Here is a 22,535-nt window from a genome sequence, read left to right as displayed (position 1 = left end):
TTTTTTATGCCCATAAAAAATGGGATCATTATCAACATTAAATCACAGATCAGGCAATTTATTATCTTTCTTTATTTGAAGTTGATTGGTCTTTCATACTATTTTATAACAGCTAAGTTGGAGTTAATAACTGCAAAATCTGCTCTAATTGAACGTATCGTCGGTTCCTATAAATCTCCCCTAGACCAAAGTGATATGAAAAGGTTAAAGTTGTTTCGTAATGTTGGTTTTTGTTATCACTAATTACCATCCACATAGGATTTTAATCTAATTAATTTCGGTTTAGGCTAAAAATAAGCCCTAACTATGTAAACCACTAATTATCGGTAATTCATGTCGTTGTTAGAGGGTTTAAATGTCTGGAGATAAATATGGAAATGTTATCTGGCGCAGAGATGATTGTACAATCTCTGATTGATGAAGGTGTTGGGCATATATTTGGATACCCTGGTGGTTCCGTGCTAGACATTTATGATGCACTGCATATGAAAACTGATGATATTCAACATGTGTTAGTAAGGCATGAACAAGCTGCTACTCATATGGCTGATGGTTATGCTAGAGCAACGGGTAAACCTGGTGTTGTTCTTGTGTGTTCTGGTCCTGGAGCAACGAATACGATTACAGGAATAGCAACAGCCTATATGGATTCTATCCCGATGATCGTGCTTTCTGGAAACGTACCAAACAATATGATTGGCACTGATGCCTTTCAAGAGTGTGACATGGTAGGTGTTTCTCGCCCGATAGTTAAACATAGCTTTTTAGTTAGAAAAGCTGAAGACATTCCTGAAATTATAAAAAAAGCATTTTATATTGCCTCGACAGGTCGTCCTGGTCCTGTTGTTATTGATATCCCTAAAGATGTCATGAGCCCTGCATTTAAATTCCCTTATCAGTATCCTAAGTCGATGTCATTACGATCTTATAACCCAACGACAACAGGGCATAAAGGTCAGATTAAAAAAGGCCTTAAAACTCTTTTAGCTGCGAAAAAACCAGTGTTATATATTGGCGGTGGAGCGGTTATCTCATCAGCAGAACAACACGTTATTAAATTAGCTGAATCACTTAATTTGCCAGTAGTTAGTACGCTTATGGGGTTAGGTGCTTTTCCGGGTACTCATAAAAACTCATTAGGTATGCTGGGTATGCACGGTACATATGAAGCTAATATGGCGATGCATAATGCCGATCTTATTTTTGGGGTTGGCGTTCGTTTTGATGATCGTACAACCAATAATTTAGACAAGTATTGCCCAGATGCAACCATCATGCATATTGATATTGACCCCTCTTCAATCTCTAAAAATGTAAGAGTTGATGTTCCTATCGTTGGATCTGCTGAAGTAGTTTTAGAATCAATGCTTAAACTACTTGCAGAGCAAGATACCGGTAATGATTCAGCGGCTTTAGATGCGTGGTGGAAGGATATTTCAGTATGGCAAGATCGTAAATGCTTATCCTATGAAACATCGCCAGATCGAATTAAACCTCAGCAAGTAATTGAAACCCTTCATCGACTAACGAATGGCGATGCTTATGTTGCCTCTGATGTAGGTCAGCATCAAATGTTTGCTGCATTGTATTATCCGTTTAATAAACCGCGTCGTTGGATTAACTCCGGAGGTCTTGGCACGATGGGCTTTGGTTTACCTGCGGCACTTGGTGTGAAGTTTACTCATCCTGATGAAGTGGTTGTTTGTGTCACAGGGGATGGCAGTATTCAGATGAATATTCAAGAGTTATCAACGGCGTTGCAATATGATATTCCTGTAAAAATTATCAACTTAAATAACCGTTTCTTAGGAATGGTTAAACAGTGGCAGGATATTATTTATCAAGGTCGTCATTCTAATTCTTATATGAGCTCAGTACCTGATTTTGCCGCGATTGCCGAAGCATATGGCCATGTTGGGATTCGAATTAATCATCCTGATGAACTGGAATCTGGGTTAGAAAAAGCATTGTCATTGAAAGACAGATTAGTATTTGTTGATATTAATGTTGATGAAACAGAGCACGTTTATCCAATGCAAATTAAAGGCGAAGCAATGGATAAAATGTGGTTAAGCAAAACGGAGAGAACCTAATGAGACATATTATTTCACTGTTATTAGAAAATGAATCGGGTTCTTTATCACGAGTTGTAGGGCTGTTTTCTCAACGAGGGTACAATATTGAATCATTAACAGTCTCTCCGACAGAAGACCCTACTTTATCACGCTTAAATATCACAACAGCAAGTGATGCGATGGAGTTAGAACAGATTCAAAAACAGCTGCACAAGCTTATTGATGTTATTAAAGTTCAAGACGTGACGGAAAGTGACCATGTTGAGCGTGAGCTATTACTTGTGAAGGTAAAAGCGAGCGGATTTGCTAGAGCTGAAGTTAAACGTACTGCGGATATTTTTCGAGGGCAGATCGTTGATGTGACAAGTTCTCTTTATACTATTCAACTTGCGGGTACATCTGAAAAACTGGATGCTTTTATCACTGCAGTATCAGAAGTTACTGAGGTCGTTGAAGTAGCTCGAAGTGGCGTTGTTGGTATTGCTCGTGGGGATAAATCATTAAGGGTGTAATATTTACTTACACTTAGCTTTGGTTTCTTTATAAATTAAGCCCTCCTTTATAGGAGGGCTTAATTGTTAATTGTATCAAATAAATATAGAATGCAAGTCGGTAAGTTTATTGAAAGTAAATAAAGGAAACTCGGTAATGCGTAATAAGAAGATTAAGATTGTCGCGTATTCGATTTTTGTGTATCTAATCCTGTCATTATTAACTTCGCTTTATTTATACAATGACTTTCAAAATCAAAAAGAAATCGCGGTTGAGCAGATTCAAAATGAGTCAACTCGGCAGTTAGCTTATACTCACCATGAGTACAAGGAGTTATCTATACGTATTGCTAATACGTTAGATTTATTATCGAATAGCCGTCCTTTGTATGATTACTTCTTATATCCGTCCATGAGAGTAAAACAAGCAGTTGAATCCTCTTGGTTGCGTTTAGTTTTAGCCGAAAAATTCTTTTCTAAATTAGAACTCATTGATAGTAAAGGAGTTAGACAATTCTCTTTTATCTATAATGAAAATAACGATGATGCGATTAAGGTAATTAAAGATAAATCCTCAATTAGCCATGACGACTTAGAGATATTATCTGAGTTAGATGAGGGAGCTATTTTTTCCGAAGGTATCGTGCTGAACCGAGACTTGGCAGAGTCTGGAGTTTATGAACCAATGATGAAGCTTGCTATACCTATTGATGCTTTTGGTTTGAGAAAAGGTTATGTTCTTGCTGAACTCAATGATACAAGCATTATCAATGTGATTCGATTTTCTCCGACACTTAGTATCTCTCCATCAATGGTTAATCAAAACGGTTATTACCTTTTAACGGACAATCAAAATGAAGTGTTTGGGCATTTAATTAATGGTCGAGAAGCTGAAACGCTTAAAGCTAAAAATCCAGAACTTTGGCGTTTAATGTCTAGTGATAAAATTGGCAGTATATACCTTAGCGACAGTATTTATTCATTTTATCAATTCTCGATAACTGCGAATAAACCAAATAAAAAAGCGTATTTTTTACTTCATTATCCCAAAGAAGAATTAGATGAGGTTTTTTATACGATTCAATTAGAGATAATAGAAGAGGCAAGCCTGCTATTTCTTTTATTAGGTCTTATTGTTATTCCTTTTGGCGTTCTGCTCACGTTATGGGATAAATCGAACTTAGAAAGTCAGTTAGCAAAATCAGCTCTTGAGGGAATGTCTGCGGTTGTTATTACCGATAAACATCAGCGGATAATTAAGGTGAATAGTGCGTTTACCTCAATTAGTGGTTTTACTAGTTTGGAGGCGATAGGAAAAAGTACATTTGATGTATTGAATTCGAACAGTGAACAATTTCAAAAACGACTTGAAAACTGGAAGAAAGTGAATGACCTAGGTGCGTGGCAGGGTGAAATTGAAGTACTTAGCAAATCTGGTGAAGAGTTGAGCCTGCTTGTTCGAATTAAGGTTGTTAAGAAAAAAACAAAAGAAATCCAATACTATATTATTTCTTATATTGATATCAGCAAGCGTAAGGCATTAGAAAAAGAATTACGTTATTTAAGTGAAAAAGACAGTTTGTCAGATTGTTGGAATCGTCGAAAATTTGAATTTGAATTAGAAAAACAAACGTTATTAACTAACCGTTATTACCCTGCTCATCAATGTTGCTTAGCTATTTTAGATATTGATTGGTTTAAACGGATTAATGATACTCAAGGGCATGAAGTCGGAGATAAAGTGATTAAGCTTGTGGCTGATGTTTTAAAGCAAAGCAGTAGAGAAACCGATTTTGTTGCTCGTATTGGAGGAGAAGAATTCGCTATTATCATGCCTCATACTGAGTTAAAAAGTGCCGAAATGGTAGTAAACCGCCTAAGGGTTGCTATTTCTCAATTAGATGATTATCAAGTAACGATCAGCGGGGGACTTACTGATATCGGTATTTCTCATCGAAATGCATATAAGTGCGCAGATATTGCATTGTATGAATCAAAGGCAAACGGTCGAAATACTATTTCTATATGCACTAGTTTGGATGATTTAGCTTAAAGATGTCTTATCCTTATTGGGTATTTTATTTTTCTTATTACGTAACTATCTGAACTATTATTTATTAGGGTAGGAGGCGTTAGACTAAAGTCTAAGGTTGTCTATACTTATTACTATGGATTAACAGGCCTAAAGTAGGACACTATTGCATTCAACGAAGGATATTTGCGGGCTAGCGATGATGTGAGGTCTTTATGTTTACTGATTTTTTAGTACGACTCACGGTAGGAAGTTTGGCCATTTTAGGGTTCAAATTAAGTGCGATTTATTTTTTATTGATGGTATTATTAATAGGAACTCATAATAAAGAGTTTTTTGGTTGGTAAGAAATGTAAAAACCAGACGATAGTGTCTGGTTTTTTTATATTTGATTTTTCTGCGTGATTATCGAATAGATTGATTAGTGTTATTAAGCTTCAAAAGAGCCAGATAATAGGTCCATTGTTTTAATGTAGTGCTTTTCTAGTAATTCAACCGCTTTCTCTGAATTACGAGACAATGCAAGTTTCATGATTGTTTCGTGCTCTTCTAGATATTCAGCATGCTCTTTTGCCACAGTACTATATGTATTTTGAAGGTGACGATAACGTTTAATTTGATTCGTTAATTCTTGATGGAATTGATGCATGATAGGAGCCTTTGCCCCTTCAAGAAGTGCAGAATGAAAAGCTGAATGTCGTTCTTCTCGCTCTTGGATAGCTTCAGAGGTTATTTCTTCTCTGTTTATTTTTGTTAATTTATGGAAGTTAGTTAGGATATTTAATTCCCATGCCTCATCCCCATTAGCGATTGCTTTTTTTAATAAAACATTTCCGACAACTCGTAAGCCTTCAAATAATTCTTTTAATTCTTCTTGTGAAATAGACGCAACCCAACAGCCTTTTTGAGGTTCAAGCTTTACGTATTTGTTCCAAGATAATTGAACAAGAGCTTCACGAATTGGAGAGGCGCCAACGGAGTAGCGTTCTTTCAGTTCGGAAACAACCAATTTTTGACCTGGGTTTAATTTGCCAGCAAGAATATCTTGGTAAATAATTTTTGACACTTTATCAGTCAGGGTAGGGCTAGACACTTGTCACTCTCTATATAAATCATCATTGCAAAGAAAGGTAGGGATGATCAAAAATCACCATATACCGATTGTCGTTCTGTTGGTTAGTATAGCGTCTTGTATAGTTCGTGCAATAAAAACTTATAAAAAAAGAGGGCATAAGCCCTCTTTTTATTTAACAGTGTAAAAATATTATAGATTCAAGTGAATTATAATACGTGTACAGATGCTGTGTTTGTTGTGCCTGATGGTACTAGAGCACCAGAAACCATAACAACGATATCGCCTTTAGCACCAATACCAGACTCAAGAGCTAGCTCTTTGCCACGTAGGTAGAATGCGTCAGTGCTGTCGATAGAATCAACAACCATTGGAGTAATACCTTTAGAAAGACAAAGCTGTGCTGCTGTCTTAGTATTAGTTGTTACTGCGATGATTTTCGCTGTTGGGAAGTATTTACGGATAGAACGAGCAGATTTACCCGCTTCAGTAGCTACTACGATTACAGGTGCATTCAGTTTCTCAGCTGTATCTACAGCGCCTTTACATACCGCTTCAGTGATACGTAGACGAGGGCTGTCTAAACGAGAACCAAGTTCTGCTTTTAATGCTGAATCTGTACGAGCACAGATTTGAGCCATGATAGTTACTGCTTCAACTGGGTATTTACCTTTAGCAGATTCACCAGAAAGCATTACTGCATCTGTACCATCCATGATTGCGTTCGCTACGTCGCCCGCTTCAGCACGAGTTGGACGTGGGTTTTTTATCATAGAATCAAGCATTTGAGTTGCAGTGATTACAACTTTACGTGCACGGTTACATTTTTCGATCATCATCTTCTGAGCGAAGATTACTTCTTCTACTGGAATTTCAACACCAAGGTCGCCACGAGCAACCATGATACCGTCAGAAGCTTCTAGAATTGAATCGAAGTTATCAACACCTTCTTGGTTTTCAATTTTAGAGATGATTTGAATGCTTTCGCCGCCGTTAGCAACAAGTAATTCACGGATTTCTTTAACGTCTTCTTCTTTACGGATGAAAGAAGCTGCAACGAAATCAACACCTTGCTCACAACCAAACTTAAGGTCAGCTTTATCTTTTTCAGAAAGAGCTGGAAGTTTAACTGATACGCCAGGAAGGTTAACACCTTTGTTTTCGCCTAAGTCACCGTTGTTAAGAACTTTACACTTAACTTCAGTTTCAGTTGTAGCAACAACTTCCATTTCAATTAGGCCGTCATCAACAAGAATAGTGTTACCAACTTCAAGGTCTTTTGCGAAACCTGGGTAAGTAACAGCAACAACGTCTTTGTTACCAACAACTGAGATATCAGTTGTGAATGTGAAGTCTTGACCAGCTACTAGAGCAACGTCATCGCCGTTTTCTAGTTTGATAGTACGGATTTCAGGACCCTTAGTATCAAGAAGGATAGCAAGTTGCTTACCTGTGTTCTTCATTACTTGACGAACATTATCGATACGGTTGCCGTGCTCTGCGAAATCGCCGTGTGAGAAGTTAAGGCGCATTACGTTCATGCCAGCATTTGCAAGTTCAGTTAGTTTTTCTACTGACTCAGTTTTTGGGCCAATCGTACATACGATTTTGGTCTTTTTCATGTGAGAAATCTCTCCAGATGAGTATATTTAAAATGATAAACGCAGTAATGCTCAGTCTAATGGAATGAAGTGTTGGAATATAACAACAACTTTACGCTTCATTGCCTCTATGACTAAGCATATAAATTTAATAATTGCCTGTAGTTTAGATCGAAAAGAGCAATGGATTATTGATTCAGGTAAACAATTTGCACTTTAATCACAATATTAAAAACAAATTTACATTACTCAACATCGTTTCGATCAGATCTTTTTTGTAATTTTCTATCGCTTTTGGTGCAAATTCTAACAGTAAAATAGATGAAGATCACTTTCTTGTTTTAGGGATCTTTACTAAATATTTATTTTACAGTTCAAAATAAAAAAGGCACATAGAGTGCCTTTATATTATTGATTTTCAATTGGTTGATATGCTTTAAGTTTTTGCATTCCTTTGGCTAATTTCACAAACCAAGCCCCAATAGCTAAGATTGAAATGATTGCCCCAATTACTGGAATTGCAGAATAAACTTTATCAAGAATAGAGCTATGTACCCAATATTCTAGTCCTGCAACCATACCGCTCATCGTTGCAGCGGTAACAGCAAGAACCACAAAGAACGTAAGAAAAAGAAAGAAGCTCTTGATGATAGCGTAGTAGTGACTATCAACAACATCATCGTTAGTCCCTTTATTCATTTGGTATCCAGCATAAATAATCGCAATAATTCCTGAAACCATTAATGTTACTGGCGTTAATAGGCTCGCAATATAAGCAAACCAGATGCCTTTATCTGTTTTATTTGACATGGTAGTTATCCAATCATGAAGTTGTAGCACAAGTATATACCTATTTTTTATACGGGAATATACCTGTAATGGATGAGTCTCGACAGTTGTGAGCTATACTTTTAACATACGTTTTAAAATTTTACCGGTGGCGGTCATTGGCAAAGCTTCAACAATGTCTAGATGTTTAGGGCACTTATAATCAGCTAAGTGTTGCTTACTCCACTTGATAAGATCTTTTTCTGAGACTAAATGCCCCTCTTTAAGAATAACAAAGGCTTTTACTTCTTCACCAAAACGAGGGTGCTCAATACCAATTACAGCGACTAAATGTACAGAAGGGTGCTTCATATATACCTCTTCTACTTCACGCGGGTAGACATTATAGCCACCACTAATAATCAGTTCTTTTAAACGGTCCACAACATAAATATAGCCTTCGTCATCAAAGCGCACTATGTCGCCCGTATGTAGCCAGCCATCAATAATAGTTTTTGCTGTTTCTTGTGGTTTTTTGTAATAGCCTTTCATTACGTTATGACCACGAATGACCAGTTCACCTTCTTGTCCTATTGGTAGCTCGTGACCATTCTTATCAACGACTTTCATGGTAACACCCGGCAGAGGCTGCCCAATACTTCCTGGTTTTCTTTCAAATTCTAAATGGTTAAATGCTGCGACAGGAGATGATTCTGATAAACCATAACCCTCGATGACTGGAACTTGCAGCTTTTCTTCAAATTGTTTAAGAACTTCAACTGGCATTGATGCACCACCAGATATTGCTACTTTAAGAGTTTGGGCTATTTCTTTGAGATAATCACCTTTGTGTTTCTCTGCGTAAGCAAGTAAGCCAATAAACATGGTAGGAACACCAGCAAGATGAGTTACTTTATGCTCGTGTACTTGTTGAAGAACCGTTTTAGGAACAAATCGAGAAATAAGTACAAGTGCACTGCCTGCTAAAATTGATGTATTCATGATCAACGATTGACCAAAAGTGTGGAACAGAGGAAGTATTGCAATACTAACGTCTGTTCCCTTTTGGTTCGTTAATGACTGACAGGCCTGAGCGTTACATAACATATTACTTTGACTTAACTCTGCGCCTTTTGCTGCTCCAGTTGTTCCTGAAGTGTATAGAATGACACAGCTGTCTTGAGCGGTTCGATAAATTGCATCAAAGGTTTCTCTGCCCGTTTTTAACCATTGATTAAAAGAGTGTGCTGCAACTGGTTTTTGAGATTCAATGGTCTCAATTAAAATAAAGTGCTCACAGAAATCGGCTTTTTCATACCCTTCATAACCAAACTTTCCGATAGGCATAGCATCAGAACCTTGGTATGAAATCAATGCAACGGCATCAGAGTCCTTTAAGTGATAAGCAACTTCATCGCTTTTGAGCATGACATTAAGGGGGACGACAACGGCTCCTATTTTTTGTATGGCATAGTAAGCGATAACAAATTCAGGCGTGTTTGGGCATGACAATGCAATTTTTTCATTTGGCTGTATATTTAATTGAGTGAGATGATCAGCAATGGCGTTTACTTTTTTATTTAGTTCGGCATAAGTGATTTTTAAATCATGGAAAATTAACGCGATATTGTTAGGGCGAAATGTAGCGTTACGTTCGAGATTGGTGGCAAGATTGTACATATATAACCTTTGTTAGTTTTTGTTGTGTGTTATATCGAGAAGTAATTTTTATCTAGATGAACTAAGTGTATATCAAGGAGAAGAAAAAAATAGAGAAGGTAAAGATGATTTCTTGTTTTTATTATCAATAAGAGCAGTGATTGAACTTTCAAGCACTGCTTCATTTGCTGTAGTGAGGAATAATTAGAATTTATATGATGCTCCAATATACAAAGAATCTAGAGCGTATAAATTTGTTTCTGTTGTGAAACCATTTTGAACATCAATATAGTCAACCGCGTACATATCCATTTCATAAGCAGCTCGAAGTTGAACTCCTTTTAGGGATACGGGGGTATATTCAACACCAAAGCCAAATTTAAAGGCTGCACCATTATCATCGCTAAGATATTCTTTATTCTGTTTTAAATCTAAATTAGACATTCCAACAAGACCAAATGGACGGATACCATTATCAAAAGTGTAGCCTAAATTAGCAGCAAGAGATATTGAGGTTGGTTCCATAGAATAGCCATCAACTTTTGCTTTTACTTTTCCATAGTTGGTGTAAGTCCCTTCAATTCCGACAATTTTATTAAACTGATAACCGAGGTAGACTTTTGCCGTATTGCCATCTGCTTTTGCTTCTATTTTATTATTACTATAGCCCCAAGAGTCTTCTTCGGAATAACCAAATGAACCAAAACCAGCACCCACATAAAAACCACTAATCTTAGGTGTTTGTGTAGGAGTGTATTCATTGGCTATGACGTAAGAAGATGTAGAAAGAAGTAATAGCGAGATGCATAATTTTTTCATCGATTATTCCTTAATCAAATGGATTATTTCTCTGAGTATAGGTAGCTTTATCAAATATCCAAAAAAGGAATGGTTAATAGTGAGATATTGATAGTGCAATTGGTTCTTTGATAGAGGAAAAGGCTATTTTTCAATTAAAAAATGATGGGGGATAATCATCGATTCGATGAACTCAAGGATAGAGAAGATGAATAAAAAAGTAATACTCGGGATTTTTATCATTCTTATTATTGTAGCGTTATTTACTTCTGGATTAATGAGAGCAACGATTGAATTGTCGCTATTTTTACTTTTGATGGGTTATGTATTCATAACAAAAAGAAAACAGAAAGAGTAGAAAGCAAAAAGGCTGATAAGTAATTAACTTATCAGCCTTTTCTAATTTGGTGGCCCCTCCCAGATTTGAACTGGGGACCGAACGATTATGAGTCCGAAAAGATTCATTTTCATAGACGTTCATTGTTATGCAAAATTCATTATAATCAATGAGTTATTTTTATTTTGCTTTTCATTGCGTTTCATAAAATGTTACTCAAATTCCCTCTTGTCTGACCCATTATCTGACCAGAAATAAGTGTTTCTTGATTCAGATGATATTTTGTCAACATGGTTTTTGGCTAGTATCTCATTATGTCTTTTTCAAATTGACGGTACTTTTGCTGAAAACAACAAGGGAAATTTAACGATGTTAACAGCAACCCAAATTCAATCCGCTGTAAATAAGTCTTCATCTTACTATCTATGGGATCAATCTGGTCAAAGAGGAACTGGGAGGCTAGGCGTGAAAGTTTTGCCCTCAGGTAAAAAGCAATTTGTTTTTCGTTATTACCAACAAAGAAAAGAGAGGTTCATCTCTCTGGGTTTATTTAGATCTCGCACTAATGGCATGACCTTAGTTGAAGCAAGAGAAAAAATGCAGGAATTTTCTGCCTTATTAATGCAGGGTAAAGATCCTAAAAAACATATCGAGCAACTAGCGATTGAAGAGAAAAAGATTGAAGATGAACATAATGAGAAGGGGACATTAAAAGAGCTTTTTCATAGTTATACAGAGCGGATGAAAATTGATGGTAAACGTACTTATAAAGCAGTATTAGTTAGCCTAGAAAAAGAGTTTTATCCGTATATCTCATCAGACACAAAAGCTTGTGATGTAACAACAAATCAAATCAAATTTGTGATCAGTAAAATTATTCAGCGTGGTGGTGAGACTGTAAGTAACCGTGTTCGCAGCTATATTATGGCAGCATTCAATCATGGTATGAAGTTTGATAATGATCCTCGATATTTTTCATTACATTCGACATTTGATATTAAATTTAATCCTGTGAATCCTATTCCCAGGCAAAAAAATGCTGAGCGAGTAGGCGAACGCTTTTTAGATTGGGATGAATTAAAGAGATTTCTGATTGATTTAAATAGTGATTATGGTTCTTTTAATATGGGGAAAGATTTCCGCAATTTAGCTCAACTATGTATTTATCTCGGAGGGCAGCGTCCATATGAAATCATTACGCTGTCATGGTCCAATGTAAATTGGAAAGAGAGATTTATTATTATTGAACGAGGATTATCAAAAAATAATCGGGAGCATACGGTGCCGTTAAATGAATTGGCATATCAAGCTTTACTTAATCAATATGAGTTAAGTGGGGATGGTAAGTATATGTTTCCAAATCCTAATGATGCAACTCGTCATGCACTTACCTGTTCGTTCGGTCGCTCAATAACTCGTTATCGTGAAGAAAAACAGATGGCACATTTTTCACCAAGAGACTTGAGACGTACATGTAAAACACTGATGGGAGCCTGTCGGATCGATAAGCAAACACGAGACAGATTACAAAACCATGCATTACAAGATGTAAGTTCGAAGCACTATGACAGATATGATTACTTTGATGATAAATTGGAAGCGCTTATAATTTGGAATGACAAACTAAAGGATTTGATCGATTACAAACCGCCATCACTTGCGCTAGTACCATCATTGTCAGTAGGGAAAGTAACCTTAACATTGGCGAAGTAACATTGTTGATTGAAAGCCCTACTGGGCTTTCTTTTTATATATTTCTCTAGGCTCATTTATTTGTATTAAATTTTAGATGCTGATTATGGATATAGCTCTTTAATTGCATGACCGATCCTAAACAGAGGTGTCACTTAGTAGGCTAAAATACCAGTCTATTAGGTATAAACCACTCTCTTGTTCTTGGTATCAGAGAAAACAACGATGTGAAATTAGCAGTAAGGTACAGAAGTAAGTAAGACCGCGATTTGGTTCTAGATCAGAGATATGCATTCATACTTCAGAAACAACGATGAACATAACGTGAAATATAGATCTTATTATTTGATTTAAAAGTAATTTATCTAAAATTGAAGGAGTACAGTTCTTTAATTGCATGACCGATCCTAAATAGAGATGTCACTTGTTGGGCTAAAATACCAGTTTATTAGGCATAAACCACTTTCTTGTACTTGGCGTCAGAGAAAACATCGATGTGAAATTAGCAGTAAGGTACAGAAGTAAGTAAGACCGCGATTTGGTTTTAGATCAGAGATAGGCATTCATACTTCAGAAACAACGATGAACATAACGTGCAATATAGACCTTATTATTTGATTTAAAAGTAATTTATCTGAAACTGAAAGAGTGTCGCTCTTTAATTTCATGACCGATCATAAACGAATATGTCACTTGATGAGCTGCACTACCAATCTATTAGTTATAAACCACGTCTTCTTCTGCCGAGTTTGGCACATCTTCTGCCGAGTTTGGCACATCTTCTGCCAAGTTTGGCACATCTTCTGCCAGGTTTGGCACATCTTCTGCCAGGTTTGGCACATCATCTGCCAAGTTTGGCACATCAACTCTTCAATTAGCTCTGTTCTAATAAATTAGGAAAAATCACCATACGTGATCCTTTGAATTGCATCGAGAACTTTGGTTTTACCTTGCTCGGAAGCCAAGACTTCTAATGGACTTAACCCATTGAATATCACTTTTGGTGTTGTGATCCATTCTTCAGATATCTGTTCATCAGCAAAGAGTTCTAGTAGTTTTTCTCTAACCTCTTTATCTATATGCGCAATCTTCATTATTCTCACCTGTTGTTATATAAAAATATTTTTTTAGTCCAAAAAGTTCTATATATCGATCCGTTTGATAAATATCGGTCTTTTTATAATGGATTGATTCTAATGAATTTATATCATTTACAGTAATGTTTTTCTTCGTTAGTGTTCGCAAAAGCAACGATAAGAAGACATGAAATGGTGTATATAAAATTTCCGATCAACTTACGACAGTTAAGATCCCCATACAATGTAGACCTGTTTATAAATCATGGTGAAGTCAAAGTAGAAGGTAAAACCGTACTATTTGGAGGCTATCATGAAAATGATTCATATTTTTTTTAGTGTATTGAACTTTACCTACAGTAATGTCGATCGAAAGAAACTTCAGAAGTCACTTAGCCATTCTTTACGATTATCTAGTGAGCAGGATAAAAACGCACAATGGTATGAGGAGCTGGCACAATCGAATATTTTAACACGGCATGGAAGTTCAGTATCTTTAAATAGCTTAGCTCAACATGAGAGAGCAGAACTCTTAGATAATTTTCTTCCTGATCCAAAAATTGCCAAGCGAGAGGCGAAGTTAAGGCAAAGAGCTGAGTCTAAGCGTAAATTAAAAAATGCAATTTCATCTGAAAGGAAAAATGGAAATAACGAGGCTGCTGATTTATTTCAAGATTGGTTAAATTTTCCTGATGATCAAGCTATTCCTCCTAGGTATTGGCATCGTGTAGTAGCAAGACCGCCCGTAATGTGGGGAAAGAAACAAAGAATGAGGATGCTGGCGGAGTATCATGATTTACATAATATGCTATGTGGTGCAGAGCCAAGAACTAATCAAACCTACCTTCAAGAAGTTGTTTTTACGATTCCAAGGCGTTGGGAGATTGGCACAAACATTATGCCATTGCAGATGTACATTGATATTGTTAGTTCCTTTTATCGGTATTATTTTCCTGACTATGAAATAAAGCTAGGTCTTGGGCACCATGATGAAAGACGGCAACATGTATCAACGGGAGCGCATTGCCATTTATATATATCGACGTTAAATCAACGGACTCAAAAGCGTGATTTATTGAAACAACAATACAATGAAGCCGTTAAATTTCAACGCTCGTTTGGCCCTGTACATTGGACAAGTGCGCTACCTGTAGAAGAAAAAGAAAAAGGTCGAAAATACAAGAATGCGCTTTTTGAGTTTGATCGAATGTTTTATGCATTTATTAATGCTTATTATCTGAATGCATTGGGACTAAATGCTGAATTTAGCCCAGAGGTAGAGCGTCGTTCACAACAGCGTAAGTTAATGAATATTCAAGCGAGTCTTCCAAAATCTCAGCGTAGTTTTAATTTAGAAAGCATGGTGAGGGAAGAGTTAGAAAAGGAACGAGCTGAATTAGATAAGGTGCAGATCCAACTGTCTACGACAGAAAAGCAATTAGCCCAAGCTCAAGATAGATTGGTTATGGCAGAAATCGAATATGGTGAGAAATTGGTGCAATTTGAAGTATTAAAGATGCAGCATCAGAGAAAATCATCTCAGATGGCGATTCAACTAGCAGAACAACATCTAGAACTAAAACGAGTATCAGACACCATAAATGCGCTGAAGGCACAGCTAACGATGGTAACGAAGCAAGTCAAAAAGGTAATCGTGGATGTTATTGAGTATGGTTTCTTTTCACTATTAGCGAAAGCTAACAAAAGACCAAAGTTAGTTGAGAAATACATGAATATGTTTTTGGTGTCTATGAATGAAAGCTTGCCCGAATTTTTACAGCCATTATCCATATCTGTGGAAAAATTATTGGGAAGTGATATGGCAGAAAAAGTCATTAAGAAAGAACTATCAGGGAATGAGATAAAATAGCTCATATCAATGTCTATTATAACCATACTTAAAATAGACATAACGAGCTTCACATATCAAACATTAAAAGACAGTATAAAATAGACAGTAATTAATGGACGGTTTAAATTAGACAAACGGACATTTATAGGACATAAGAAAATGATAAGAGCTTATCTAAGAGCCTCAACAAACGATCAGGATTCATCTCGCGCAAAAAATGAGTTACGAGAGTTTGTAAAAGTAAGAAATCTTCAGATTGCTTCTTTCTATCAAGAGAATATCTCAGGTACAGCAATAGAGCGTCCAAAACTAGATCAGTTGATTGAAGACTCAGAAGACGGTGATGTTCTGTTAATAGAAAAAATGGATCGGTTAACCCGTCTCCCATTTCAAACCTGGGAAACGCTAAAAAGTAGGATAAAAGCGAAAGGGTTATCCATTGTTGTTGTTGACCAATCAATGACGCATCAAACTCTTGTTGATTCAGACGAATCAGTCTCGGCAATTCAGCAAGCGTTAACTAACTTTATGCTTGATCTGGGAGCTGCAATGGCTCGTGATGATTATGAAACTCGACAGAAGCGAGCACAGCAAGGAATAGCAAAAGCAAAAAAAGAAGGTCGGTATAAGGGGCGTCCAATAAATGTAGAAACAGCTCAAAAGTGTAGAGCAGTGAAGTTATTAGTGGCAGACGGTGAAACGATCTCGGCAGCTTGTAAATCTCAAGATGTTGGAAGGGCGACCTATTATAAATACCTACAAGATAAAAGTTACTAATTATAAAAGTAAGGTTAGTTAGTTAAGTTCCTAACTAACTAACTAACTAACTAACTTAACAAATTAACCTAATAAGAATAAAAATAAGGTTCATAAAAATGGCTAGGAAGAAATCATATACAGATGATGATGTTATCAATGCGGCAAAAATAATAGTCGACAAGGGTTTAGAACCAAGTGGGTGGCATTTACGAGAGGTGCTAAAGCGAGGGAAAACGACTAATCTTAAAATTGATTTAGATAGATTGAGAGAAGAGGGAAAAATCCCTGAAGTGGTTGAAAAGAAAATCGAAGTAAGTATAAATCTTCAATCTGGAAATCAAGTTCACACAGAGTTACCTGTTGAAATTCAGGATACATTTAATCGTCTTGAAACTGAATTCAGCGATGCATTGAAAGATGTAATGGTTAAGATGAATAGTGCTGCATACCGTCATCATGAGCAGTTGGTCAGAACTCGATTAAAATATGCAGAAAATGCTACAGAAGCCGCTATTGCGGCAAAAACAATAGCAGAGGAAGCAGCAATTGAAATTGAAAATCGAGTACGTATACAGGTTGAAGAGGGTGAAATTCAAGAAGATACAATAGAAGAACTTGAAGATAGATTAGAAGAGTTAGGGAATGAAAAAATTGATTGGAATGCGACAAATCGACAATTACAGGAAAAAAATCTGTTGTTGAGTGAACATTTGGATACTGAGATTAAGTCTTATCAAGCGCTTATGGAAAAGCTTTCAAGCAGCCAGGAGGCTTATATTGTCTTAGATACTCAATCTAAAGTGACATTGAGTGAAATTGAAATATTGCGGGATCAATTATCTGACTTGACGGTTAACTTTGATTTTATTAAAGAGAAGTTAGTAGCTGAGACAACAGAGCTTAAATCAGTAAATAAATCATTAGAAAAAATAGAAAATCAAAATACAGCCTTACGAAAAGAACATGAGGAAATGCTTGTTAGCTTGCGAATAACAGAGAACAAACTAAAAGCATCTGAAGAGCAAGTCGCGGAACTGTTAGTGAAAAATAGCGCAATTCAAATGAGGTTGTCTCAGCAGCAGATGGAGGCTTAAAGATCATATTCGTTCAGTATGAGGTACTAGCTATATACGTAAGCATCTCTTGGGTTAATTATTTGCTCTAGTGATCGTTAAGCTAATGAACGTTAGGCTAATGATTGTTAGCTTATGTTATTTTTGTGTATACACATTTTGGGCGCAATGGAGGTTTCAAAAGAGAGTTACGCCGTTTTTGTGTATACACATTTTGGGCGCAATGGAGGTTTCAAAAGAGAGTTACGCCGTTTTTGTGTATACACATTTTGGGCGCAATGGAGGTTTCAAAAGAGAGTTACGCCGTTTTTGTGTATATACATTTTGAGCGCAATGGAGGTTTTAAAAGAGAGTTATGCCGTTTTGTGAGAATTGTCAATTATGCAGTTCAAATGAAACGTATTCCTGTACTGGTTGAACTAACAATGTCAGCTAACTCGAATGTGGGTAAAAGCAAGTTAAAATTTGTGCTCTAAACTATGTGGGTTCGGATTAGTTGAGTTTGAGTAAGATCTAGCTTATTACAGTCTATAAAATCGGGGAGGCGATCACAGCAAGTATCATTGTGTCGTGCGAATATCCACTAGCAACATTGTGGAGTAATTGCATTTTATTTCGCCATATGAGATTAGATTTCACAAGTTGAATCGATATCAAATGATACTCAGCTATGTACATGATATGATTGAAAACGTAATGATCAGTTATATTGTTTAAGGGAATTTATGCCAACATCTTACGAGCATCAAATCAGCAAGTTGCTAGACCGTTTTAACTTCCACTTTACCAAAAGTCAGGTTAAGCAGGTTATCGATACAGTAGCTAGGTCAAAAGATGACTTTAAAATGGATGTTTTAAGTGTTGTTAACACAAATACCGACTTGCAAAATAAGCTCAATGAGCTTGGCTTGTTGGCGCTGCAACTTGATACGAGACAGGTTGAGATTTTTAATGTCACTCAGCCAGCTGACCAGATCGCACTTAACTCACTGTTCGCAACATTGCAGCTCACCACAGAGCAGTCAATTATTGATGCGTTTCCATTCCCAGTTGAAAATACTACGCTGTTAAATAGCTTGCAAACCAGCAGAGTTTATCCTGTATTGCGGGATAGCGTTTCTTTTGGTGGTGAAACATATAAGCGAATTGTTGCATCTGTAATTACAGACCGAGAAATTGAAGAGCCTGTACCTGCATCACACTTATCAGCAAGTGGTATTCAACTCCAGAATACTAATACAACATTCATGATGAAACGTAGAGTGAGAACTCAACTCTTTCATGTAATTTACTGGTGTGAGAATAAATCGAGACTAATCTTATCTGTAGATAGAGCGTCGATGTCAAGAACTGCCTGTCAAACACAACTGTTTATTATGCGTCAATTTTTGATGGCTAATAGAGTTGACCATGGTGACCCAGTCAACGTGTTTCATGCTATCGGTCCTATGTATGATGCTGTTGATGGTTACATCACGAAAGTTGGACATGTTACAACAGACTCCAACCCTGTTCGAATTCCACTAAAGGGTAGCCAAAAGTGTTTGAAGCAGGATAGCTACCACAATACAGGTGAAACAGCTGGTTATGTGCATGCTAAATTTTCTGTAACCAAAAAGTGGGAGTTTCCAGTAGCAAATACAACACGTAAAATTGACATTGAGGTTGGGTTGATGGGGCATCCAAAGATGCTTGATACATCGCAACCATTGACTGATTTTTCAGTTAATAAATCGTCAAGATTAGATGATTTCAATTTCGCGATTGAGAAAGTGCTGTTGCATCTTCCATAGATATTTTAAGGTTTGTCATGAGCAATGTAACCCAGATTAAAACACTGTTAGCCGAGTTGGTGTCGACAACACAGTCACCGATCTATGCTGTTTGTGACGCCATTACTTCTTATTTAGAGCAAAATCCGCGACAAAAAAATTTGACCATCGGAGGTTTGCGAGCAGCATTAAATCGCGCCCCTTCAGGTGATAGTGAGTTGATTCAGGCAGCATATGCTCTAACGGCCAATCCTTTTGATGCTCTAGAAGTCAGATATAAATTGTATGATGACAGTATCACTGATGTGATTGACGAATTAGATCAGCATACGTATATGGTGGCGTTAAACGAGCAACAGTATATTGATAATGATGGGAATATACTAAAGTTGGAAGAGCTAAACTCTAGAGTGTTCCCATACTTTGTGAATAGACTTCAAGTACCAACGAACCCGTTGTCCCTAGAAGAAGTGGGGCATCGATAATGACAGTTTCTCCTATTGACAGTATGGCACAAGCTGCTGGTTACAGTATGCAGGATATACTTTCTGCTTGTCCTGATATTATGGAACAGTTAGCACGTCAGAGACCGTTATCATATGATGCGTTTGTCAGCCAAATTGACAGAGATTTGAACAAAATAATCAGTATCACTGAGTCTGGTAGGCAACATCATTATGAGAAAGGTGAAGATGCCATAACCGAGCACCTTATCGTCCAGCTCAAACAAAAATACCCATCGGTGCATCATGATGCTCAAAATGGTGGTCATTGTGATATCTATATTGAAGTAACGGGTTCTAGTGGCGACTTATATAAATGGGTGATGGAAGCAAAGCTTTGGAATGGCTTTGATTACGTGTATGGCGGATTAGAAAATCAATTGCTAGGTAGCTATGCAATGGGTGGTTCTAATAATTGCAAAGGCGGTATGATTTTCTACTCGAAGCTTGAGAGTGGCGCATCGTATGCGATGAATGAATGGGAAACTGGTCTGGTAGCAAGGAGCATCGCAGTTAGCAATAAAAGTTCAGATGGTTTAAGGTTTGGGACCGAACATAAACTTAACGGTGGTTCAGGTGCTGATTTTTATGTCAACCATTATTCTGTCGATTTATTCCATGCTCCAACAAAAGCTAAACTTGATAAAGCAGCTGAAGAGAAAAGAAAGAGGCTTGAAGCAAAAATTAGAGTAGAATTAGTCGCTAAGTCCAAAATCCAATCTAAATAGAGTTATACTTAGGAAATCCCATGTGATGCTCCTTAAATAAAGGTACTCACATGGGCTGTTCTGATTTCAAATGTAAGAAAACCAACTCACCAACACCCATTAATTATCATCTCGATAAGTTGATGTTACTTCAGGTATAAGAGGTATTCGAATACCTCACAAATCCTTGAACGATTTACTGTTCAGCCAAATCATGTATTTACCTTTACGATAACCTGCCTAACGATATCACTGATGTAATCGAGTCATATGATTAACAATTTGCTATACGGAGCTAAATAGTACTTCACAGGTATATAATTCGATCCTCCGTTTAAAAATCAAAGCTTAGTAATCGAATTGAGAAATTAGATTGCTCTGCGAGAGGGAATTTCTGGATGTGCTGAATTCGGATAACTTTTGATAGGGCAAACGGACGCCAATAAAATATTATTGAGCGCTTACTCTGACTGATTTTTGGGAAAAAACGATTGAGAGTGCTCATTGCTGGAACACTGTTCTTCGTTTCTTCTATAACCCTTCTCTGGGCCAAAATTTACAGGTAAAGGCTTAAGCGATGTGTCGATCTGTAGCTGAGTAACCGTGTACCATCAGTATTTTACGTATCAACAACATCTTGGCCGAAAACGCTATCCGTCCATTCGGGATAGAGTGAGAGCTTGGCTTTTTCTGATATGTCGTCAGGCGCTAAAGTGAACCAAAGCCTAACGGCTTTCGTTCACCTCTCAACACACCGAGTAACTGGCTGGCGCTTACGTAAAAAAAGTTGTTAGCGAGGAGGGTAAAGAACGTCTTCAGATAAAAGCTTTATTATCAACTAGAAACAAATCTTTAGCGTTTATGCTTGTCTTTTTTGTGCTTGTTATATATAAAATATTTTATAAGTCAATGAGTTAAACTTCTTTACAGATGAGGTTAAGTTAGATAAATTGACTTCAGAGCAAGCAACTAGCGCTCTAGTCCACCTAGCTGGTGGCTTAAAGAAACAACGTTAAAACGTGAACACATAGCCATGTTAAGCAGTAAGTTAGCAACTATGTGAAACTATCCGCCTCGCAGGCGGCTTAAAGAAGCAACGTTAAAACGTAAACACATAGCCATGTTAAGCAATAAGTTAGCAATTATGTGAAACTATCCGCCTTGCAGGCGGCTTAAAGAAGCAATATTAAAACGTAAACACATAGCCAAGTTAATCAATAAGTTAGCAATTGTGTGAAACTATCCGCCTCGCAGGCGGCTTAAAGAAGCAAGGTTAAAACGTAAACACATAACTATGTTAAGCAGTAAGTTAGCAATTATGTGAAACTATCCGCCTCGCAGGCGGCTTAAAGAAGCAACGTTAAAACGTAAACACATAACTATGTTAAGCAGTAAGTTAGCAATTATGTGAAACTATCCGCCTCGCAGGCGGCTTAAAGAAGCAACGTTAAAACGTAAACACATAACTATGTTAAGCAGTAAGTTAGCAATTATGTGAAACTATCCGCCTCGCAGGTGGCTTAAAGAAACAACGTTAAAACGTAATGCATAGCATTGAATAGGCACTTAAAAAACTGAGAAATATGAGCCATTTTCTTAATCATCTCAACTAGAACAAAAGCTGAATATCCATCAATTGCTTTATCGAAGAACATTGTTCTTCGTTTCTTCTATAACCCTTCTCTGGACCAAAATTTACAGGTAGAGACTCATAGATATATGTGTATTCATAGCGATGTAACGTAGATACGATCTCGATCTGTACTCAACATTGATTTGGTATTTACCTTGCCCTCGAACTATCAAAGCTTGTTATCTGGATTATGTTTAGAACAACACTTATCTATAACTAATAACTCAGCATTTTTCAGTGGGCATAATCAAGCTGGTAAATAAGAATAGAGTCTAGAATATCACCACTTTATCGCGCGTGCTGGTCAGCACACGCAATGAGACAGTATGAGTTATTAACTTCATTGCTATATAAGTTTAATCATCTGCGTGCCGAGCGTGCACAGGTAAGTAACGATGGAACAGTGTTCTTCGCTTTCTTTACTATTTAATTATTATCACGAATAAAAAATACAATGCGTTATCTAAGTGAAGCCTTCAAACCGCTAAAAATCGTTTTTAATATTCATATACTTTATTTTTTGACTAACATTCCATAGATATTAACGATTTTATGTATACGTTGCCTGCTAAGCTCTAGCGTCCGTGCTACTTCTGATAGATTAACTTTACCTGTTTCCAAGCGCTGCATATCAA

General features: G+C 36.9%; 18 protein-coding genes. 11 read left to right on the top strand and 7 right to left on the bottom strand.

What is annotated here, in order from left to right; genetic code table 11:
- Nucleotides 1-371 precede the first annotated feature (371 nt).
- The 3 genes from BTO23_RS10550 (at nucleotide 372) to BTO23_RS10540 (ending at nucleotide 4,619) form a co-directional block, all read left to right on the top strand.
- Nucleotides 372-2,093 (top strand): acetolactate synthase 3 large subunit, encoded by a 1,722-nt coding sequence (locus BTO23_RS10550; RefSeq protein WP_060992607.1) that lies wholly within the window; start codon nucleotides 372-374, stop codon nucleotides 2,091-2,093.
- Nucleotides 2,093-2,587: an acetolactate synthase small subunit gene (gene ilvN / locus BTO23_RS10545; protein WP_060992606.1), complete on the top strand. Its 495-nt coding sequence runs from the start codon at nucleotides 2,093-2,095 to the stop codon at nucleotides 2,585-2,587. Before BTO23_RS10550 ends, ilvN begins: the two co-directional genes overlap by 1 nt.
- 136 nt (nucleotides 2,588-2,723) lie before the next feature.
- Nucleotides 2,724-4,619, top strand: a complete 1,896-nt coding sequence (locus BTO23_RS10540; RefSeq protein WP_105063467.1) for a sensor domain-containing diguanylate cyclase — start codon at nucleotides 2,724-2,726, stop codon at nucleotides 4,617-4,619.
- A 409-nt stretch (nucleotides 4,620-5,028) separates the two neighbouring features.
- Here the strand turns inward: BTO23_RS10540 and BTO23_RS10530 are convergent, their stop codons facing one another.
- From BTO23_RS10530 to BTO23_RS10510, 5 genes are all read right to left on the bottom strand, one after another.
- The gene (locus BTO23_RS10530; RefSeq protein ID WP_105063466.1) at nucleotides 5,029-5,691 is read right to left on the bottom strand and encodes a GntR family transcriptional regulator; all 663 of its coding nucleotides are present in this window, start codon (nucleotides 5,689-5,691) and stop codon (nucleotides 5,029-5,031) included.
- Nucleotides 5,692-5,879: 188 nt separating this feature from the next.
- A complete protein-coding gene (gene pykF / locus BTO23_RS10525) occupies nucleotides 5,880-7,292 on the bottom strand; it encodes a pyruvate kinase PykF (protein ID WP_061004721.1) in 1,413 nt (470 codons plus the stop codon).
- 387 nt (nucleotides 7,293-7,679) lie between these two features.
- Nucleotides 7,680-8,081, bottom strand: coding sequence for a hypothetical protein (locus BTO23_RS10520; RefSeq protein ID WP_060992602.1), 402 nt, complete (start codon nucleotides 8,079-8,081; stop codon nucleotides 7,680-7,682).
- Between the two features lie 93 nt (nucleotides 8,082-8,174).
- Nucleotides 8,175-9,719, bottom strand: a complete 1,545-nt coding sequence (locus BTO23_RS10515) for a long-chain-fatty-acid--CoA ligase (RefSeq protein WP_060992601.1) — start codon at nucleotides 9,717-9,719, stop codon at nucleotides 8,175-8,177.
- Between the two features lie 183 nt (nucleotides 9,720-9,902).
- A complete protein-coding gene (locus tag BTO23_RS10510; protein ID WP_060992600.1) occupies nucleotides 9,903-10,517 on the bottom strand; it encodes an outer membrane beta-barrel protein in 615 nt (204 codons plus the stop codon).
- A gap of 187 nt (nucleotides 10,518-10,704) precedes the next feature.
- On the opposite strand from BTO23_RS10510, the gene BTO23_RS21330 reads away from it, so the two are divergent.
- Both BTO23_RS21330 and BTO23_RS10505 read left to right on the top strand, forming a co-directional pair.
- Nucleotides 10,705-10,854, top strand: a complete 150-nt coding sequence (locus BTO23_RS21330; RefSeq protein WP_170066713.1) for a hypothetical protein — start codon at nucleotides 10,705-10,707, stop codon at nucleotides 10,852-10,854.
- 348 nt (nucleotides 10,855-11,202) lie between these two features.
- Entirely contained in the window at nucleotides 11,203-12,546 is a 1,344-nt protein-coding gene (locus tag BTO23_RS10505) for a tyrosine-type recombinase/integrase (protein WP_105063465.1), read from the top strand.
- 696 nt (nucleotides 12,547-13,242) lie between these two features.
- Here the strand turns inward: BTO23_RS10505 and BTO23_RS21325 are convergent.
- Both BTO23_RS21325 and BTO23_RS10500 read right to left on the bottom strand, forming a co-directional pair.
- Nucleotides 13,243-13,386 (bottom strand): hypothetical protein, encoded by a 144-nt coding sequence (locus BTO23_RS21325; RefSeq protein WP_170066712.1) that lies wholly within the window; start codon nucleotides 13,384-13,386, stop codon nucleotides 13,243-13,245.
- Between the two features lie 32 nt (nucleotides 13,387-13,418).
- Complete coding sequence (locus BTO23_RS10500; protein WP_105063464.1) at nucleotides 13,419-13,619, bottom strand: MbcA/ParS/Xre antitoxin family protein; 201 nt, start codon at nucleotides 13,617-13,619, stop codon at nucleotides 13,419-13,421.
- A 295-nt stretch (nucleotides 13,620-13,914) separates the two neighbouring features.
- On the opposite strand from BTO23_RS10500, the gene BTO23_RS10495 reads away from it, so the two are divergent.
- From BTO23_RS10495 to BTO23_RS10465, 6 genes are all read left to right on the top strand, one after another.
- The gene (locus BTO23_RS10495; protein WP_105063463.1) at nucleotides 13,915-15,471 is read left to right on the top strand and encodes a hypothetical protein; all 1,557 of its coding nucleotides are present in this window, start codon (nucleotides 13,915-13,917) and stop codon (nucleotides 15,469-15,471) included.
- Between the two features lie 141 nt (nucleotides 15,472-15,612).
- Nucleotides 15,613-16,230, top strand: coding sequence for a recombinase family protein (locus BTO23_RS10490; RefSeq protein WP_105063462.1), 618 nt, complete (start codon nucleotides 15,613-15,615; stop codon nucleotides 16,228-16,230).
- 98 nt (nucleotides 16,231-16,328) lie between these two features.
- Nucleotides 16,329-17,306, top strand: a complete 978-nt coding sequence (locus BTO23_RS10485) for a hypothetical protein (RefSeq protein ID WP_105063461.1) — start codon at nucleotides 16,329-16,331, stop codon at nucleotides 17,304-17,306.
- A 704-nt stretch (nucleotides 17,307-18,010) separates the two neighbouring features.
- Nucleotides 18,011-19,078, top strand: coding sequence for a hypothetical protein (locus tag BTO23_RS10475; protein WP_105063459.1), 1,068 nt, complete (start codon nucleotides 18,011-18,013; stop codon nucleotides 19,076-19,078).
- A 17-nt stretch (nucleotides 19,079-19,095) separates the two neighbouring features.
- Nucleotides 19,096-19,542 carry a hypothetical protein gene (locus tag BTO23_RS10470; RefSeq protein ID WP_105063458.1) on the top strand — a complete coding sequence of 149 codons (447 nt, stop codon included), beginning with the start codon at nucleotides 19,096-19,098 and terminating at the stop codon, nucleotides 19,540-19,542.
- Entirely contained in the window at nucleotides 19,542-20,288 is a 747-nt protein-coding gene (locus BTO23_RS10465; protein ID WP_105063457.1) for a hypothetical protein, read from the top strand. Before BTO23_RS10470 ends, BTO23_RS10465 begins: the two co-directional genes overlap by 1 nt.
- The last annotated feature ends 2,247 nt before the right edge of the window (nucleotides 20,289-22,535 follow it).

It is taken from the genome of Aliivibrio sifiae (assembly GCF_002954715.1).
In the GTDB taxonomy this organism is placed as follows: Bacteria; Pseudomonadota; Gammaproteobacteria; order Enterobacterales; family Vibrionaceae; genus Aliivibrio; species Aliivibrio sifiae.
This window is presented reverse-complemented; position numbering and strand designations above follow the sequence as displayed.

Bases quoted from the DNA above. Each gene is read 5' to 3' on its own strand.
- BTO23_RS10550 (WP_060992607.1), top strand. From the start codon at position 372: ATGGAAATGTTATCTGGCGCAGAGATGATTGTACAATCTCTGATTGAT.
- ilvN (WP_060992606.1), top strand. From the start codon at position 2,093: ATGAGACATATTATTTCACTGTTATTAGAAAATGAATCGGGTTCTTTA.
- BTO23_RS10540 (WP_105063467.1), top strand. From the start codon at position 2,724: ATGCGTAATAAGAAGATTAAGATTGTCGCGTATTCGATTTTTGTGTAT.
- pykF (WP_061004721.1), bottom strand. From the start codon at position 7,292: ATGAAAAAGACCAAAATCGTATGTACGATTGGCCCAAAAACTGAGTCA.
- BTO23_RS10520 (WP_060992602.1), bottom strand. From the start codon at position 8,081: ATGTCAAATAAAACAGATAAAGGCATCTGGTTTGCTTATATTGCGAGC.
- BTO23_RS10515 (WP_060992601.1), bottom strand. From the start codon at position 9,719: ATGTACAATCTTGCCACCAATCTCGAACGTAACGCTACATTTCGCCCT.
- BTO23_RS10510 (WP_060992600.1), bottom strand. From the start codon at position 10,517: ATGAAAAAATTATGCATCTCGCTATTACTTCTTTCTACATCTTCTTAC.
- BTO23_RS21330 (WP_170066713.1), top strand. From the start codon at position 10,705: ATGAATAAAAAAGTAATACTCGGGATTTTTATCATTCTTATTATTGTA.
- BTO23_RS10505 (WP_105063465.1), top strand. From the start codon at position 11,203: ATGTTAACAGCAACCCAAATTCAATCCGCTGTAAATAAGTCTTCATCT.
- BTO23_RS10500 (WP_105063464.1), bottom strand. From the start codon at position 13,619: ATGAAGATTGCGCATATAGATAAAGAGGTTAGAGAAAAACTACTAGAA.
- BTO23_RS10495 (WP_105063463.1), top strand. From the start codon at position 13,915: ATGAAAATGATTCATATTTTTTTTAGTGTATTGAACTTTACCTACAGT.
- BTO23_RS10490 (WP_105063462.1), top strand. From the start codon at position 15,613: ATGATAAGAGCTTATCTAAGAGCCTCAACAAACGATCAGGATTCATCT.
- BTO23_RS10485 (WP_105063461.1), top strand. From the start codon at position 16,329: ATGGCTAGGAAGAAATCATATACAGATGATGATGTTATCAATGCGGCA.
- BTO23_RS10475 (WP_105063459.1), top strand. From the start codon at position 18,011: ATGCCAACATCTTACGAGCATCAAATCAGCAAGTTGCTAGACCGTTTT.
- BTO23_RS10470 (WP_105063458.1), top strand. From the start codon at position 19,096: ATGAGCAATGTAACCCAGATTAAAACACTGTTAGCCGAGTTGGTGTCG.
- BTO23_RS10465 (WP_105063457.1), top strand. From the start codon at position 19,542: ATGACAGTTTCTCCTATTGACAGTATGGCACAAGCTGCTGGTTACAGT.